The following is a 14,935-nucleotide window of genomic DNA, read 5'->3' on the forward strand; positions in this document are numbered from 1 at the left end:
CTATCGGGGGGGGGAGGCTGTTGTCCGAATTTTTGTCGCCTTCAGGGTGGCTATGTCAGAGCGGGGCCGTAGAGGTGTGACCCTGACAGGGTAGGCAGTTTAGCGTGGTACCTTTGACGCCATTTCCTACTTCTGGGATCCTGTACACGCAATGTGGGATTCGACCAGAATGTCTGCGATGATCAATTCGTGTGGACGAGCCCCGCTCAAACCTGGCACCGTCCGGTGCTCGCGCCCCTGGCTGGTCACATCGCTTATTCTAATCCCTGTTCAGTGGTTCCGGCTGTATAGATTATCGGTGAACAAACTACCTTCCCCTGCGTATGCCTGACCCTCGGTATGTTGTTATTTCCGTCAAACTGTTCTCTTTCACAGTACTTGGGGAGGTAATGACCGCGCGGTGTGTCCCTTCTGCGGATTGCTGTACTCTTGTGGCGGTTTGCAATTAGGACGAGCCGCATGTACATGGTGGGTTCACTTTTCCCCCGCGACACCATCGGGGGGGGGGGGGGGGACCACGGGTAATACCGAGATCGACGATATGGAGTTACCGGCCTACCGCCGACCCCACCGCGGCATGCACCTTGGCCTGCGGGTGACTCGTTTTCCTCCAGGCCCAGCCGAACCGGGACCAGACGTTCACCACGAGTCTGTTCAAACCGATGGAACGCGGCGCTCCACGGCGGCAGTTTCTCGGGCCTGTCCTCACCCGAAGCGGTCCACGCCTACTGCGCCAGCGAGTTCCCCGACGTGTTCGACCGATGCCCGAGGTCGGCCAGGAGCTCGATGTCACGCACGCCCAGCAGGCTCCGCATCATCAGTTGCGCCCCCTACCATCACGGGCGCACGGTGCTGTGTGGGGGACGCCGCGCACGCCGTCGTACCGTTCTTCGGGCAGGGCATCAACTGCAGCTTCGAGGACGCGGCCACCGCTGTCCGGGCTACTGGAGAGCGCCCGATCGGGGGCCCGTTACGCGACGGCGCCGTGATGGAGAACATCGTGGAGAAATACAGCGGAACGCGGGTTGCGGCGGGGCACGCGTTGGCGGAACTGTCCTTGCGAAACCTTCAGGAACTCTCCGCGCACGTCACCAGTCCGTCATTTCACGAACGCCGCGCACTGGAGCGGCGGTTGCATGAGCAATATCCGGATTGTACACCCCATTGTACCAGTTGGTGGCATTCACCAGCACGCCTTATGACGTCGCACAGCAAACGCACCGCAGGTTGAGTTCGGCGCTCGACTCATTGTGCCGGGGCCGAGACCTGAGAAAGGAACAGGACACCATCATCGCCGAATTCGTCGAGAAGCACGGTGCCGGACTCGTGTGGCGACGACAAGCGCACCGGGTGTGAATATCGTGTCACAAAACGGCCAGTGCCCGTGGGGCTGACCTTGTCGCAGACGTGGCACCTGTTTCCGCATCCACTCGATCCCTCCGGCAGCGACACCGGAGGGGCCCAGGAGGTACCGCATGTTGCTCGACGTTCTGCCGGCGCGGCAGTCCGCACCGGCATCGCCCCTGACCGAACGGGCGCGCGCCGACGGGTCGAATTCCTGCTGGCACTGTTCGTCGACCTCACCGGCAAGCCGTGCGCGAAGCTGGTGCCGATCTCCGCGTGCGAGGAATTCGAGCGCAATGGCGTGGGTTTCGCCGGCTATGCGGCAGGCGCGCTGGGGCAGCAGCCGCATGATCCGGACGTGATCGTACTGCCCGACCCCGGCTTCGTACACACCGTTGCCATCGGTGCGCAAAGGACTGGCGCTGGTGCACTGCGACCCGCAGGTGGAGGGAAGGCCCTGGCCGTACGCCCACGGGTCGTGCTCCGGACCCTGCTGGCCCGGGCCGCCTCGCACTCGCTGGAACTGCGGGCCGGTGCTGAGATCGAATACTTCTTGGTCACCAGGGAGACCGGTGGGCAACTGCGCGTCGCCGACGTCCGCGATGATGCCCTACGCCCCTGCTACGACGCCCGCGGCCTGACCCGAATGTACGACCATCTCACCGAGGTCTCGGCGGCGATGAACGTACTGGGCTGGTGGCAAACTACGCCAACGACCACGAGGACGCCAACGGGCAGTTCGAGCAGAACTTCGCCTTCGCCGACGCGCTGACCACGGCCGACCGGGTCATCACAGCCCGATACCTGATCTCGACACTGGCCGAGGCCCGTGGAATGACCGCCACTTTCATGCCCAAGCCCTTCGCCGACCGCACCGGCTCCGGGATGCACCTGCACCTTTCGCTTTGGACACGGCGATCGTCCCGCTGTTCCCGGCCGACAGCGACAGCTCCGACGCGCACGGTCTTGGGCTCTCCAGCATGGCCTACCGCTTCCTGGCCGGGGTGCTCACCCACGCCCCCGGGGCTGCAAGCAGTGCTGCGCGCCCACCGTCAACTCCTACAAGCGCACGAGCGCGACTTCCACACGGTCGGAGCCACCTAGGGCGCCGCGGCGGGCGACTTATGGCGGCAACGACCGCACCCACTACATCCGCGTGCCCGACGGCCGACCGGATCGAGCTGCGCGGTGCGGACGGTTGCGGCCAACCCGTACCTGGCGCTGGCGGCGTCGCTGGCCGCCGGACTCGACGGCCTGGACCGCGAACTCGACCCGGGCGCGCCGGGCGTACGCGGGGCTCCGCCCGGACAGACCTCCTGAGCTGCCGCCGACGCTGCTCCACGCGGTGGACGCGATGTGCGCGGACCCGGTTGTCACGGGTGCGCTGGACGCCGCCGGGGCCGGGGTGAGCGAGTATTTCGCCGCGCTCAAACGCGAGGAGTTCTTCGACTGGCACACCGGGGTCGGCAACTGGGAAATCGATCACTACCTGACGGCCTTCTGACACACGGGGATGCCGGGCACGGCGAATTCCGGCGTGCTACGCGAACAGAGGAGTTCACCATGGCAACGACGATCCCGCGCGTCGGCCATCTCATCGTGGCGGCAAGATGACACACGCCCGGGAACATGAGGGCCGTACACGACCCCGGACGGCTCGACGAGGTCGTCGCCGAGGTCACGGTCGGCACAGCCGACGATGTGGACCACGCCGTGCGCAGCGCGCACGAGGCGTTCCTCACCTGGCGGGACGTCCCGGCGATCGAACGGGCGCGGAAATTACTGGCAGCAGCCGACGTCCTCAGCGGCATCAGCCGACGAACTGGCCCCGCAACTCGTCCGCGAGCACGGGGGCGTCGTACGGGAGGCGCAGATGGACTTCGCGCTCGCCGCCGGATTCGTGCGGCACACCGCGGTCGCTGGCCGAGGAGTTCCTGAGGCCCGTCCAGTTCGACGACGAGGAGAGTTTTCATCAGCCTCGAGAAGGTCCCGCGCGGCGTGGCGGCGGCGATCGTGCCGTGGAACCTGCGATCGTACTGGCCATGATGAAGCTGGCCCCGGCACTAGCCACCGGCAACACCCTGGTGCTCAAACCGTCGCCTTCCGCCCCGGCGGCACTCGCCCTCGCGCTGGGCCGGATGGCCGCGCTCCTGCCCCCCGGGGTGCTTAACGTGGTGCAGGGCGGGGCGACACCGGCGCCGCCCTGTGCTCCCCATCCGCTGGTGCGCAAGATCGGCTTCACCGGTGGGACCGAGACCGGGCGGAAGGTCCTAGGCGCCGCCGGCGGGGACCATCAAGAACGTCACTCTCGAACTCGGCCGGCAACGACCCGCGATCGTGCTCGATGATGTCGACATCGACGCCGCACTCGACCGGATGCTCAAGGGTGTCTACACACGCAGCGGCCAGATCTGCTCTCGCGGTCAAACGCATCTATGTTGCCGCGTGGTATCTACCGGCGCTTCGCCGACGCCTTCTGCGAGCGGGTTGACGAGTACGCGGTCGGCCACGGCCTCGACCCGGACGCCGCGTTCGGGCCGCTGAACAAACGAAGCGCAGTACAAGAAGGTCCTCAACCTGCTGGAGCACACCCGCAACTCCGCGGCGAACCTGGTCCGGCTCGGCCGCAAGCTCGACCCGGAAGGCTGGGACAACGGCTACTACGTCCTGCCGCACGTCGTGCGGGACGCTGAGCACACCGCCCCGGTCTCCCGCCAGGAACAGTTCGGCCCGTCGTGCCCCTCATCGCCTACGACGACGAACGTCGGGGCTCTGGAGTGGGCCAACGACAGCGAGTACGGGCTGGGTTCGTCGGTGTGGACCAGCAACCCCGACCGCGGATCGCGCTGGCCCGCCGCGTCGAGGCCGGCTGCACGTTCATCAATACCCACGCCTCTGAATCCCTCGACCTGCGCATGCCTTTCGGTGGCATCAAACAGAGCGGATCGGGCGGGAGTTCGGCATCAGTGGCCTGGCGGCCTACGTCGAAGACCACAGCATCCGCCACCTCAAGTGACGGGAGCGACCGGACGCGCCCTCCACCACCCGGGGTGCCGCGCCGGGACAGATTCCTTACGACTGAAAGGTTCCCCATCATGGTGCAACCGGCCAGGAGTTCGGCGACAACCCTGTCGAAGTGCGCGAAACCGGGCACTACACGGAGGAATACATCCCCAGCTTTGTCGAGAAGTGGGACTCGCTCATAGATTGGGAGAAGAGGACGGAGAGCGAAGGAAATTTCTTCATCGACCTGCTGCGCATGTGGGGGGTGCGGAGTGTGCTCGACGTCGCGACGGGCACAGGCTTTCACTCCGTACGACTGTTGGATGCCGGATTCGAGACCGTGAGCGCCGACGGCAGCGCAGACATGCTGGAGAGGGCCTTCAAGAACGGCGCACAGTACGGAGGGCACATCCTGCGAGTCGTGCGGGCGGACTGGCGGTGGCTCAGCAGAGACGTCCACGGGGAGTACGACGCCATCGTCTGCCTCGGCAACTCCTTCACACACCTCTTCTCGGAGCGTGACCGCCGCAAGGCCCTGGCCGAGTTCTACGCCATGCTCAAGCACGACGGAATCCTCGTACTCGACCAGCGCAATTACGACGCGATGCTGGACGACAGGTACACCAGCAAGCAGAGGTACTACTACTGCGGTGAGGACGTCGTTGTAGAGCCGGACCACGTCGACGAGGGCCTGTGCCGCATGCGGTACAGCTTCCCGGACGACTCACGTACCACCTCAACATGTTCCCGCTGCGGAAGGATTACACCCGGCGACTGATGTCCGACGTAGGTTTCCAGCGCATCGAGACCTATGGCGACTTCCAGCACACCCACCGGGGAGAACAGCCGGACTTCTTCGTACATGTGGCGGAGAAGGAATACCGGACGGAGGGCGAGGGGCAGTGCACGGGCACTGTAAGCGCCACCCGCGGCTACTGACTCGCCCGACGCCGATGCCCGCGCCGGGCGCCACGTGCCGCTGTGTCGGTTCAGGGCGTAGTCGTCGACACGACGAACACGCGCGGACGGTTCGGTCGTCGAGGTTGACGACGACCTCCAGGCTGGGCTTGGGCTTGTCCTCCTCGCGGACCGCGCCCGTCCAGTGGTGGCCCTCGCCGAACTTCCAGCCGACGCGGGCGGTCTCGTCCTCGTCGATGGTGATGTCGTCGTCCTCGAAGTCGGACTTCGAGAGGCCGTGCTCGTCCAGCCACGGGCCGAGCCGTTCACGCGTGGTCGTGAACTGCAGGTACAGCGCGAGCTGGACTTCCAGGAGTTGGTCTCGAAGTGGGCCACGCTCCTCGCGTCCGGTGCGACGGTCACCTCGTAGATGCGCCGCTGGAGCCGGGAGGGCCAGCCCTCCTCCAGGCCGGTGGCGGCGGCCTGTTCCTGCTTGGTGCCGCTGCCGCCGCGGCTCTGCATGGCGGAGATGTAGAGGTAGCCGGCGGGGATCGCGATGAGCAGGAAGACGATCACACGGCTTGAGCCAGCGGTGCCGCCGGGGCTCCGCCGGCCGGCTCCCGGGGTCGTTCCGTCTCGCGCTCGGTGTGCTCCATGGTGATCACCCGCGGCCGGCCTGCGCGTACGCTCGTAGCGCTCGACGCGCCGCCGGTTGGCGCGGCGGAAGCGGCGGGCGACCAGGCGGGCCAGGTCCGCGGCGCCCGACCATGCCGCCTCGGGGCCGAGCTGGGCCTTGCACGATGCGGCTCGGGCCGGTAGCCGCGGCCGGTCAGATGGCGGCGGAAGGCGTCCCGGGCGGGGCCGATCAGCAGGTCGTCGGCGGCGCTGACGCCCCGCCGATGACGAAGCAGGACGGGTCGAGGGCGGGCGGCGAGGTTGGCGATGCCGACGCCCAGCCACTGGCCGATGTCCTGGAGGAGCTCGACGCACATGGCGTCGCCCGCCGCGGGGCCAGCTCGGTGATGAGCGGGCCGGTGATCTCGGGGATGTTTGCCGCCGACGCGGTCGATGATCCCGTAGGCGACCGGGGACTCGGCGGCGGCCAGCTCGCCGGGCCTCGCGCACCAGCGCGTTGCCGGAGCTGTACTGCTCCCAGCAGCCGCGGTTGCCGCACGGCCAGCGGTGCCCGCCGGGGACGACCTGCATGTGGCCGAACTCGCCGGCGACCCCGTACTTGCCCCGCTTGACCTGGCCGTCCTCCAGGATGGCACCGCCGATGCGGTACCCAGCGTGATCATCACCAGGTGGTCCTCGCCCCGGCCGGCGCCGAAGCGCCACTCGGCCCAGGCGGCGGTGTTGGCGTCGTTGTCCACGAGGACCGTTACGGACAGGCGGCTGGCGAGGCGGTCGCGCAGCGGCTCGTTCCGCCAGGACAGGTGGGGGGCGAACAGGACGCGGTTGCGGTCGGCGTCCACCCAGCCGGCGGCGCCGATGCCCACGGCGTGGCACGTCGTGCCGGTCGGAGAGGTCCAGGACCAGCTCGACGATGGTGTCCTCGACGACCTTGGGGGCTCTTGGACTTGTCGGGGGTCTCGGTGCGGACCTTCTCCAGGATGGCGCCGTCGGCGTCGACGACCCGGCCATCACCTTGGTGCCGCCGATGTCGATGCCGACGGTGGGCACGCGCGGCGCCGTGAGGTGGGAGCGGCGCTCCCGGGTGCCCGCGGTGCGCAGGACGGTCGCTCTGGCCGTGCCCCGGTACACCCGCTCGCGGTAGATGCTCATCGCGACACCTCCGTCACGGGACGGGCTGCGGCGGATGATCGGGGGCGTGCTCGCACGAGGTCGTCGTCCCTGCGGTGGTCTCGGGAGGCCGGGGCCTCGCGGATGCGGTCGGCGCGGGCACGGCCCGCGTCGCCGATTGTGCCTCACCGGGGGCGTGCGCCGCACAACGGGCGGCGGGGCCTGTCGGTGACAGGCCCCGCGGGTGGTCAGGCGTTCTCTTCGGGTGTCTCGATGTGCTTGCCCCCGATGACGTCCGGCACCGGGGCCCGCTCCAGCTCGTGGCTGAGCTGCTCCAGCTCGCTGCCGCCCGCCATCTGGCGGGTGAGCTCGTCGAGGGCGATCTCCGACTTGGCGTGGCTGCCGGCCATCGCGCCCCGCTTGAGCAGGACGAAGCGGTCGCCGACCAGGTACGCGTGGTGCGGGTTGTGGGTGATCAGCACCACGCCCAGGCCCGCGTCGCGGGCGGCGGCGACGTACTTGAGGACGACGCCCGACTGCTTGACGCCGAGCGCGGCCGTCGGCTCGTCCAGCACCAGCACCTTGGCGCCGAAGTGCACGGCGCGGGCGATGGCCACGCACTGGCGCTGGCCGCCGGAGAGGGTGCCGATGGGCTGGTCGACGTCGTGCAGGTCGATGCCCATGCGGTGCAGCTCGGTGCGGGTGGTCTCGCGCATCTGCTGCACGTCGAGCCGCCTGAAGGGGCCCGCCCCCTTCGTCGGCTCCGAGCCGAGGAAGAAGTTGCGCCACACCGGCATCAGCGGCACCACGGCGAGGTCCTGGTAGACCGTGGCGATGCCGCGGTCCAGGGCCTCGCGGGGCGAGCCGAGGCGGACCTCCTCGCCCTCGATCTCGAAGGTGCCGGCATCGTGCCGGTGCAGCCCCGCGATGATCTTGATGAGGGTGGACTTGCCGGCGCCGTTGTCGCCCAGCACACAGGTGATCTCGCCCGCGTGGACCTCCAGGGAGACCCCTTCGAGGGCGCGGATGTTGCCGTAGTACTTGCTGACGTCGGCCAGCTTCACCAGGGCACTCATTTACTGGCCTCCGCGCGCTTCCGGACCCAGGCGTTCAGCAGGGTCGCCAGCAGCAGCATCGCGCCGAGGAAGAACTTGAACCAGTCCGGGTTCCACTGCGCGTACACGATGCCCTTGCTCGTCATGCCGAAGATGAAGGCGCCGACCGCGGACCCGATGGCCGAGCCGTAGCCGCCGGTCATCAGGCAGCCGCCGATCACCGCGGCGATGATGTAGAGCAGTTCGTTGCCGACGCCCTCGCCCGACTGCACCACGTCGTAGGACATCAGCAGGTGCTGCCCGGAGATCCAGGCGCTGAAGGCGACCGCCATGTAGAGGCCGATCTTGGTGCGCGCGACGGGGACGCCGACCGCGCGGGCGGCGTCCGGTCCGCCGCCGACGGCGAAGACCCAGTTGCCGGCGCGGGTGCGCAGCAGCACCCAGGTGGCCAGCGCGACCAGGCCGAGCCACCACAGGACGGTGACCTGGAGGTCGACGCCGCCGATCGTGAAGTGCGAGGCGAACACCGCGCGGGCGGAGTCGAAGCCCTCCATGTCCCCGATGGTCTTGGTGGAGACGGTGCCGCTGATGAGCTTGGTGAAGCCGAGGTTGAGGCCGGTCAGCATCAGGAACGTGCCGAGCGTGATGATGAAGCTCGGCAGCTTGGTGCGGGTGAGCACGAAGCCGTTGAAGAAGCCGATCGCCAGGGTGACGAGCAGCGAAACGCCCACACCCACCCAGACGTTGGCGGTCATCTGGTAGCTGAACATCGAGGAGACCAGCGCGGAGCTGGTCACCATGACGCCGGCGGACAGGTCGAACTCGCCGCCGATCATCAGCAGCGCCACCGGGACGGCCATGATGCCGATCGTCGACGACGCGTACAGCACGGTGGAGAGGCTGGAGGCGCGCAGGAAGCTTTCGGCGACGAACGAGAAGAAGAGGAAGACGGCGGCGGCGCCGACGACCGCGCCCAGCTCGGGACGGCCCAGGAGGCGGCGCGCGTACGAACGGGCCGGCGCCGGGCTCACCTCGGCCTCGGCGGTTGCGGGGGCGCTCATCGCGTGCCCCGCTTCGCGTAGTCGGCCAGGGCCTTGGCGTCGTCCTTGGTGATGATCTGGGGGCCGGTGAGGACCGGGCGGCCGCCGCCGAGGACGTCGGCGTTGTACTTGTACAGCCACAGCAGGTCGACGGCCTCGTAGCCCTGGAGGTAGGGCTGCTGGTCCACCGCGAAGCCGAGCGAGCCGTCCTGGAGGGCGGCGGCGACCTTCTCGTTGAGGTCGAAGGTGTCGATCTCGGCCCTGCTGCCCGCCTGTTCGGCGGCCTTGACGGCGGTCGGCGCGAAGGGGGCACCGAGGGTGACGACCGCGTCGATGTCCTTGTCCGACTGGAGCTTGGCCTCCAGGGACGACTGGACGCCGGGCATGTTGGTGCCCTCGACGTAGAGGTTCTCCAGGTCGCCCTTGAAGGTCTTCTTCACCCCGGCGCAGCGCTGTTCGTGGCCGACGTTGCCCTGCTCGTGCAGGACGCAGACGGCCTTCTTCTTCCCGCGCTGGTTGAGCTCGTCGCCGACGGCCTCGCCGGCGATGGTCTCGTCCTGGCCGATGTGGGTGAGGGCGCCGAACTTCCTGGACTCCTCCGAGCCCGAGTTCACGGTGATGACCGGGATGCCGGCCTTCTTCGCCTTCGCCACCACGTCCTTCATGGCATCCGGCTTGGCGAGGGTGACGATCAGTCCGTCGACCTTCTGGTCGATCATGGCCTGGACGCTCTGGGCCTGCTTGTTGCCCTCGACGTCATGGGCGTAGAGGAACTTGATGTTGTCCTTCACCGCCGCCTGCTTGGCGCCGTTCTGCACGATGTCCCAGAAGGTGTCGCCATCGCCCGAATGGGTGACCATCGCGAAGGTCCACCGCGGGGTGTCGACCGCGGCGCGCCCCTGGGCGGCCTTGGCGGCCCGCTCCTCCGCACGCTTGCCGCCCGTGCTGCTGCACCCCGCCAGCGCGGTGGCCAGCGCCACCGCAAGCACGGCGCTCACCGCACGTACGCCTGTCCGAACCCTTGCCACGAGGACTTGCCCTTCCACTGTCTGTCACGGTGCGGCCGGGTCCCGCTTCCGCGGAACCGACGCCCCAGTATCCGTCACCATCCGTCACGGCCGTCGGCCGGGTCACTGAGTTCTAGTGGCGCACGCCACACCGCGTCAATACTTTGTCAGAACATCCTTACGGCGTCCTCATCCCCGGGCGAGCAGCTGGAAGTCGAAGGAGTAGCGCGACGCCCGGTACAGGTGGGAGCCGAACTCCACCGCCCGGCCCGTGTCGTCGAAGGTCGTCCGCTCCATCGTCAGCAACGGCGCGCCCGCCGGCTCGCCGAGCAGCTCCGCCTCCTCGGGCGTGGCGGCGCGCGCCCCGATGGTCTGCCGGGCGCTGTGCAGGGTGATACCGGCGGTACGCATCAGCCGGTACAGGCCGGTCTCCGCCAGGACGTCGCCGTCGAGGTCGAGGAGCCCGGCCGGGAGGTGGTTGCGCAGGTGCGCCACGGGCTCGCCGTGCGCGAGACGCAGCCGCTCGATGTGGACGACCTCGGCCCCCTCGGGGACCCCGAGGGCCGCCGCGACCTCGGCCGTCGCCGGCTCGACGGCGTGGGAGAGCAGCCGGGTCGCCGGGCGCTGGCCCGCCGTCTCCAGGTCGTCGTAGAGGCTGCTCAGCTCCAGCGGGCGCCTGACCTGGCTGTGCACCACCTGCGTGCCGACCCCGCGGCGGCGCACCAGCAGCCCCTTGTCGACGAGCGACTGGATGGCCTGGCGGACGGTGGGCCGGGACAGGCCCAGCCGGGCGGCGAGCTCGATCTCGTTGCCCAGCAGGCTGCCGGGCGCGAGCCCGCCCTGCTCGATGGCCGCCTCGAGCTGCTGTGCCAGCTGGTAGTAGAGGGGGACGGGGCTGCTGCGGTCCACGCTGAACTGGAGGGGTCGGTGCTTCGCCACCCAGGGAGGGTAGCCCCGGGGCCGGTTGACGGGAAGTCCTGAGGTCCGGATGTACGGACAAGGCCGGTTCGGAACCGGGGACCGCCGGGGGTGCGCACGGTGCGTACGACGCGTACGGCATATGCGCGCACTCCGGAGGTGCCCGGTACGCGGCCGGGGCAGGATCGGGCCCGGCACGGGACGACAGGCGGGACGGCTCCGGACGGGACGGCTCCGGAACGGCCGGTACGCGACGGGAGGGACGGGCGCGGTGAGGATCACGGCTCTCGGAGTGGCACTGGGCTTCAGCGCGGGGATCACCCCCGGCCCCCTCCTCGCCCTGGTCCTCTCCGGCACCCTGCGCGGCGGGCTGGCGACGGGGCTGCGGGTGGCCGCGGTGCCGCTGCTCACCGACCTGCCGGTGGTCCTGCTGTCCGTGACGGCGCTCTCCGCGCTGCCGGACCGGGCCGTCGCCGCCGGCGGGGTGGCGGGCGGGCTCTTCCTGCTGTGGCTGGCCCTCTCCACGCTCCGGGAGGCCCGGACCGCCGAGATGCCGCGCACCGGCACGGCCGAGGCGCACGCCCAGGGCCGCCGGACGCTCCGGCAGGCGGCGCTCGTCAATCTGCTGAGCCCGCACCCCTGGCTCTTCTGGCTGACGACCGGGGCGCCGCTGCTGGTGGACGCCTGGCGGGACGGGCCGGGCGGCGCGGGCGGCTTCGTCCTCGGCTTCTACGCCCTGCTGGTGGGCAGCAAGGCGCTCTTCGCGGTGGTCGTGGCCCGCACCCGGCACCGGATGACGGCCCGGGCCTACCGGCTGCTGCTCGCCGGGGCGGCGGTGCTGCTGCTGGGGGCCTCGGCGATGCTGCTGACCGAGTTCGGCCGGGAGCTGGCGGCGTGACCGCCGCGCGGCCGTCAGCACTCGTCACCTTCCGCGAGCCGGGCGAAGAGCTCCTCGGCCCGCTTGGCCACCGCGTCCCGGTCGCCCTCCGCCAGGGCGGGGCCCGGGGCGCAGGCGACGGCCCCCGCGGCGATCCACTCGGGGACGGCGTCGACGTCCAGGTCCCCGCAGGGCACCAGGGCCGCCTGGGGCAGCTCGGCCCGGATGTCCCGCAGCACGCCGGGGCGGTGGCCCGTGGCGGGGAAGAACTTGAGCGCGTCGGCGCCCAGTTCCAGCGCGCGGACGATCTCGGCCGGCGTGGCGACGCCGGGGAGGACGGGGACGCCGTAGCGGTGGCCGGTGCGCACGACCTCGGCGTCGAGCACCGGTGAGGCCAGGAAGCGGGCGCCCGCCTCGACGGCCAGCCGGGCGGAGGCCGCGTCGAGCACCGTGCCCGCGCCGATGACCGCCTCGTCCCCGGCCTCCCGGACGAGGGTGGCGACCGCTTCCAGCCCGAACGGCGTGGCGAGCGATATCTCCAGGCTGGTGAAACCGGCGGAGAGCAGCGTCCCCGCGGTCTCGGCCGCCCGGTCGTAGCTGTCGCTCCGCACCGTGGCGATGACGCGCTGGGCCAGCGCGGCCCGGGTGATCTCCCAGCGGTACACGGCAGTTCGCCGCCTTTCTCGTGCGCGCGGATCGTGTTGCGGGACGAGAAAAACGGTAACGGCAGGCACTGACATCCGGCCCCGGCTCACGGGCGCCCTTCGCGCGAAGGCGCGCGCGGGGGGCGTGAAGGCTCCGGCCCTGTGGCGCAGGCGGGATGACGCTCCGTCAGGCGCGCCCAATGGCCCGGCCGCCGCTCCCGACGGGAACGGCGGCCGGACCCGGCACAAGGAGCCGGCCGGCGCTCAGCAGGCGAAGTCGACGCGGGAGAACGACCGGTAGTGATCCGCGGTGTAGTAGTCCTCCTGCGCCTGCGCACCGGTGATGATCCGGCGCGCGCCCCGGTCCGGCGAACCCGGGGTGACCACGGTGAACTCGTGGTAGTAGCCGGTGCGCTGCTGGGGCAGCTGGCCCTCCCGGTTGCTGAAGACCGTCCCGTCCTTGGGGTACGGGTAGGGGCCGCCCTCGTCGATCAGGTCGAGGGTGTCGTGGGCCTGCGACGGCAGCGCCGAGTAACAGACGTGGCCGACGGCCTTCAGGGTCGCTCCGGAGAGCGGGGCGGAGGGGGCGGGGGCGGCGAGGGCGGTGCCGCCGAGGAGGAGGGAGGAGGCCAGGGCGGCGAGGACGCCGGCCTTCGCGATGCGGTGGGGGATGTTCATGCGCCCAGGATGACGGGGCGGCGACCTGTCATGTCAATGCCAAAAAGCCGAAGTTTCCGCATCGTTCACCGGAACCTGATCTTCCGTGGCCTTCCGCGCGACTTCGAGGTCTCCCCCGCGACCGCCGGGGCCTCCCGCAGGGCCTTTGCCTCGGAGGCAAAGAACTTTGCCCCGGAGGCACGCCGGGGCTATACCGGAGACATGAGCCCGGAGCCCGGACCCACCGAACCCACGGCCGACGAGCTGCCCGCCGTCGCCCCGCAGTTGCGCGCCCTGCGGATGCGCAGCGGGCTGACCCTGGAGGCCGCCGCGGCGCGCGCCGGACTGTCGCCCGCCCATCTGTCCCGGCTGGAGACCGGGCGCCGCACGCCGTCGCTGCCGATGCTGCTCACCCTCGCACGGACGTACGAGACGACGGTATCCGACCTCCTCGGCGAGGTGCCGCAGGCCGCCGACCCGATCGTGCGCGCCGGCCGCATGGAGGCCCAGCGGGCCGGCGGCTGGACGTACTGGCGGGCCGGCGGGGCGGGCCGGGCCATGCAGGCCCTGCGGCTGCACGTGCCGCACGGCCCCGGAGGCCAGGGGGACCTGGTACGGGTGCACCCCGGCGAGGAGTGGCTCTACGTCACCGGGGGCCGGCTCCGGCTGGTCCTCGGCGGGACGGCGCACGTGCTCGCGCCCGGCGACGCGGCCCACTTCGACTCGCTCACCCCGCACCGCATCTCCGCCGTCTCGGAGGGCGGGGCGGACCTGCTGTTCATGCACACGCTGATGCAGAGCGGCGCCGCCGGGCTGTGCCTGGGGGACGCCGGAACGAACCGGAGGGGACACTCATGAGTGACACCGTCGAGCCGATCGCCGCTCACGACACCGGGAGCGCGGCGGCGGCCAAGAAGACGGACATCGAGGACCGCACCCCGCGGGGGATCGTCTTCCGCGCCTTCGTCTACCTCGTCGCGGTCCACTTCATCGCCGGCTTCTTCTTCCTCCTCTTCTATCTGGGCGGCGGCTGAGCCCGGGCGTCCGCCGAGCCGCCCTCGCTATGCTGGCGGGATGGCGCGTACAGCCCAGGACGTCCTTGAGGACGCGGCACGGGAGCTCGCTCCCGGAGCCGGTGACAACCCCGTCGTCCCCCTGATCGCCGACGGCGGCGCGCCGCGCTCGCTGCTCGCCGCGTTCGCGCTGGAGCAGCATCACGTCATCGCCGCCGACCGGGTCAGTTACCGCCATCTGGCCGCGCGTTCGGCCGGTCGCGGCCCGGCGGCGGCCGCCTTCTTCACCGCCCTCGCGGACGGCGAGGACGTCGCGCTGCCCCTGCTCGGCCCGCTCGCCACGGCCTGTGGCCTGGACGAGGCTGTCGTCCGCGCCCACGAGCCGACGGTCCCCTGCCAGGCGTACCCCGCCTGCACGGCCTGGCTGGCGCTGCAGGCGGAGCCGGTGGACGTGGTCGTGGCACTGAGCGTCAACTTCGCCACGTGGGGCGGCTATTGCGGGACGGTGGCGCGGGCGTTGCGCTCGCGGTACGGCTTCTCCGACGAAGCGTGCGGCTTCTTCGACTTCTTCGCCCGGCCCGACCCGGAGGGCGAGGCACTGGCCCGGGCGGCCGTGGAGGAGGGCCTGCGGGACGGGGCGCTGACGGAGCGGCTGGCCCGGCGGTACGGGCGGTTGCTGCAGGGGTACGAGGCCATGTTCTGGGGCGGGTTGAGCGACGTGCGGGTCGGCGTGTAGA

Annotated in this window: 20 protein-coding genes and 2 pseudogenes; 15 read left to right on the forward strand and 7 right to left on the reverse strand. The window is 70.2% G+C overall.

Features of this window, described 5'->3' with window-relative positions:
* Positions 1-577 precede the first annotated feature (577 nt).
* The 11 genes and pseudogenes from ABD794_RS13325 (at position 578) to ABD794_RS13375 (ending at position 5,674) form a co-directional block, all read left to right on the forward strand.
* On the forward strand, positions 578-1,231 hold the full coding sequence (locus tag ABD794_RS13325; RefSeq protein WP_344963373.1) for an FAD-dependent monooxygenase: 654 nt from the start codon (positions 578-580) through the stop codon (positions 1,229-1,231).
* A gap of 153 nt (positions 1,232-1,384) precedes the next feature.
* Positions 1,385-2,116: a hypothetical protein gene (locus ABD794_RS13330; protein ID WP_344963316.1), complete on the forward strand. Its 732-nt coding sequence runs from the start codon at positions 1,385-1,387 to the stop codon at positions 2,114-2,116.
* Positions 2,041-2,448 (forward strand): hypothetical protein, encoded by a 408-nt coding sequence (locus ABD794_RS13335; RefSeq protein WP_344963320.1) that lies wholly within the window; start codon positions 2,041-2,043, stop codon positions 2,446-2,448. Before ABD794_RS13330 ends, ABD794_RS13335 begins: the two co-directional genes overlap by 76 nt.
* An 84-nt stretch (positions 2,449-2,532) precedes the next feature.
* Entirely contained in the window at positions 2,533-2,664 is a 132-nt protein-coding gene (locus tag ABD794_RS13340) for a hypothetical protein (protein WP_344963322.1), read from the forward strand.
* A gap of 25 nt (positions 2,665-2,689) precedes the next feature.
* On the forward strand, positions 2,690-2,848 hold the full coding sequence (locus tag ABD794_RS13345) for a hypothetical protein (RefSeq protein WP_344963325.1): 159 nt from the start codon (positions 2,690-2,692) through the stop codon (positions 2,846-2,848).
* A 125-nt stretch (positions 2,849-2,973) separates the two neighbouring features.
* Positions 2,974-3,282: an aldehyde dehydrogenase family protein gene (locus tag ABD794_RS13350; protein WP_344963327.1), complete on the forward strand. Its 309-nt coding sequence runs from the start codon at positions 2,974-2,976 to the stop codon at positions 3,280-3,282.
* 80 nt (positions 3,283-3,362) lie between these two features.
* Entirely contained in the window at positions 3,363-3,692 is a 330-nt protein-coding gene (locus ABD794_RS13355; protein WP_344963329.1) for an aldehyde dehydrogenase family protein, read from the forward strand.
* Positions 3,682-4,550: pseudogene (locus ABD794_RS18965) on the forward strand (aldehyde dehydrogenase family protein). The gene ABD794_RS13355 and the pseudogene ABD794_RS18965 overlap by 11 nt, the downstream one beginning before the upstream one ends.
* Entirely contained in the window at positions 4,481-5,125 is a 645-nt protein-coding gene (locus ABD794_RS13365) for a glycine/sarcosine N-methyltransferase (RefSeq protein WP_344963332.1), read from the forward strand. The pseudogene ABD794_RS18965 and the gene ABD794_RS13365 overlap by 70 nt, the downstream one beginning before the upstream one ends.
* Positions 5,125-5,286 (forward strand): hypothetical protein, encoded by a 162-nt coding sequence (locus ABD794_RS13370; RefSeq protein WP_344963379.1) that lies wholly within the window; start codon positions 5,125-5,127, stop codon positions 5,284-5,286. The genes ABD794_RS13365 and ABD794_RS13370 overlap by 1 nt, the downstream gene beginning before the upstream one ends.
* 166 nt (positions 5,287-5,452) lie before the next feature.
* Positions 5,453-5,674: a hypothetical protein gene (locus tag ABD794_RS13375; RefSeq protein WP_344963381.1), complete on the forward strand. Its 222-nt coding sequence runs from the start codon at positions 5,453-5,455 to the stop codon at positions 5,672-5,674.
* 245 nt (positions 5,675-5,919) lie between these two features.
* On the opposite strand, the pseudogene ABD794_RS13380 reads toward ABD794_RS13375, so the two are convergent.
* The 5 genes and pseudogenes from ABD794_RS13380 to ABD794_RS13400 all read right to left on the reverse strand — a co-directional run.
* Positions 5,920-7,029, reverse strand: a pseudogene (locus tag ABD794_RS13380) (ROK family glucokinase); the annotation flags it as partial.
* Positions 7,030-7,235: 206 nt separating this feature from the next.
* Entirely contained in the window at positions 7,236-8,063 is an 828-nt protein-coding gene (locus tag ABD794_RS13385) for an ATP-binding cassette domain-containing protein (RefSeq protein WP_344963334.1), read from the reverse strand.
* Positions 8,060-9,103 (reverse strand): ABC transporter permease, encoded by a 1,044-nt coding sequence (locus ABD794_RS13390; protein ID WP_344963337.1) that lies wholly within the window; start codon positions 9,101-9,103, stop codon positions 8,060-8,062. Before ABD794_RS13390 ends, ABD794_RS13385 begins: the two co-directional genes overlap by 4 nt.
* Positions 9,100-10,110, reverse strand: coding sequence for a sugar ABC transporter substrate-binding protein (locus ABD794_RS13395; protein WP_344963339.1), 1,011 nt, complete (start codon positions 10,108-10,110; stop codon positions 9,100-9,102). The genes ABD794_RS13390 and ABD794_RS13395 overlap by 4 nt, the downstream gene beginning before the upstream one ends.
* A gap of 168 nt (positions 10,111-10,278) precedes the next feature.
* On the reverse strand, positions 10,279-10,998 hold the full coding sequence (locus ABD794_RS13400) for a GntR family transcriptional regulator (protein ID WP_344963375.1): 720 nt from the start codon (positions 10,996-10,998) through the stop codon (positions 10,279-10,281).
* Between the two features lie 280 nt (positions 10,999-11,278).
* On the opposite strand from ABD794_RS13400, the gene ABD794_RS13405 reads away from it, so the two are divergent.
* On the forward strand, positions 11,279-11,905 hold the full coding sequence (locus tag ABD794_RS13405) for a LysE family translocator (protein WP_344963341.1): 627 nt from the start codon (positions 11,279-11,281) through the stop codon (positions 11,903-11,905).
* A gap of 14 nt (positions 11,906-11,919) precedes the next feature.
* Here the strand turns inward: ABD794_RS13405 and ABD794_RS13410 are convergent, their stop codons facing one another.
* A complete protein-coding gene (locus ABD794_RS13410) occupies positions 11,920-12,549 on the reverse strand; it encodes a bifunctional 4-hydroxy-2-oxoglutarate aldolase/2-dehydro-3-deoxy-phosphogluconate aldolase (RefSeq protein WP_344963343.1) in 630 nt (209 codons plus the stop codon).
* 243 nt (positions 12,550-12,792) lie between these two features.
* Entirely contained in the window at positions 12,793-13,206 is a 414-nt protein-coding gene (locus tag ABD794_RS13415; RefSeq protein ID WP_344963345.1) for a guanyl-specific ribonuclease, read from the reverse strand.
* A 201-nt stretch (positions 13,207-13,407) separates the two neighbouring features.
* Here ABD794_RS13415 and ABD794_RS13420 point away from each other — a divergent pair, with 201 nt between their 5' ends.
* The 3 genes from ABD794_RS13420 to ABD794_RS13430 are packed head-to-tail and all read left to right on the forward strand — an operon-like array spanning position 13,408 to position 14,934.
* Positions 13,408-14,043: a helix-turn-helix domain-containing protein gene (locus ABD794_RS13420; protein WP_344963347.1), complete on the forward strand. Its 636-nt coding sequence runs from the start codon at positions 13,408-13,410 to the stop codon at positions 14,041-14,043.
* Positions 14,040-14,219: a DUF6126 family protein gene (locus ABD794_RS13425; protein WP_344963349.1), complete on the forward strand. Its 180-nt coding sequence runs from the start codon at positions 14,040-14,042 to the stop codon at positions 14,217-14,219. Before ABD794_RS13420 ends, ABD794_RS13425 begins: the two co-directional genes overlap by 4 nt.
* Before the next feature lie 40 nt (positions 14,220-14,259).
* Positions 14,260-14,934 carry a transcriptional regulator gene (locus tag ABD794_RS13430; RefSeq protein WP_344963351.1) on the forward strand — a complete coding sequence of 225 codons (675 nt, stop codon included), beginning with the start codon at positions 14,260-14,262 and terminating at the stop codon, positions 14,932-14,934.
* Position 14,935 lies beyond the last annotated feature (1 nt).

The organism is Streptomyces thioluteus, from assembly GCF_039535865.1.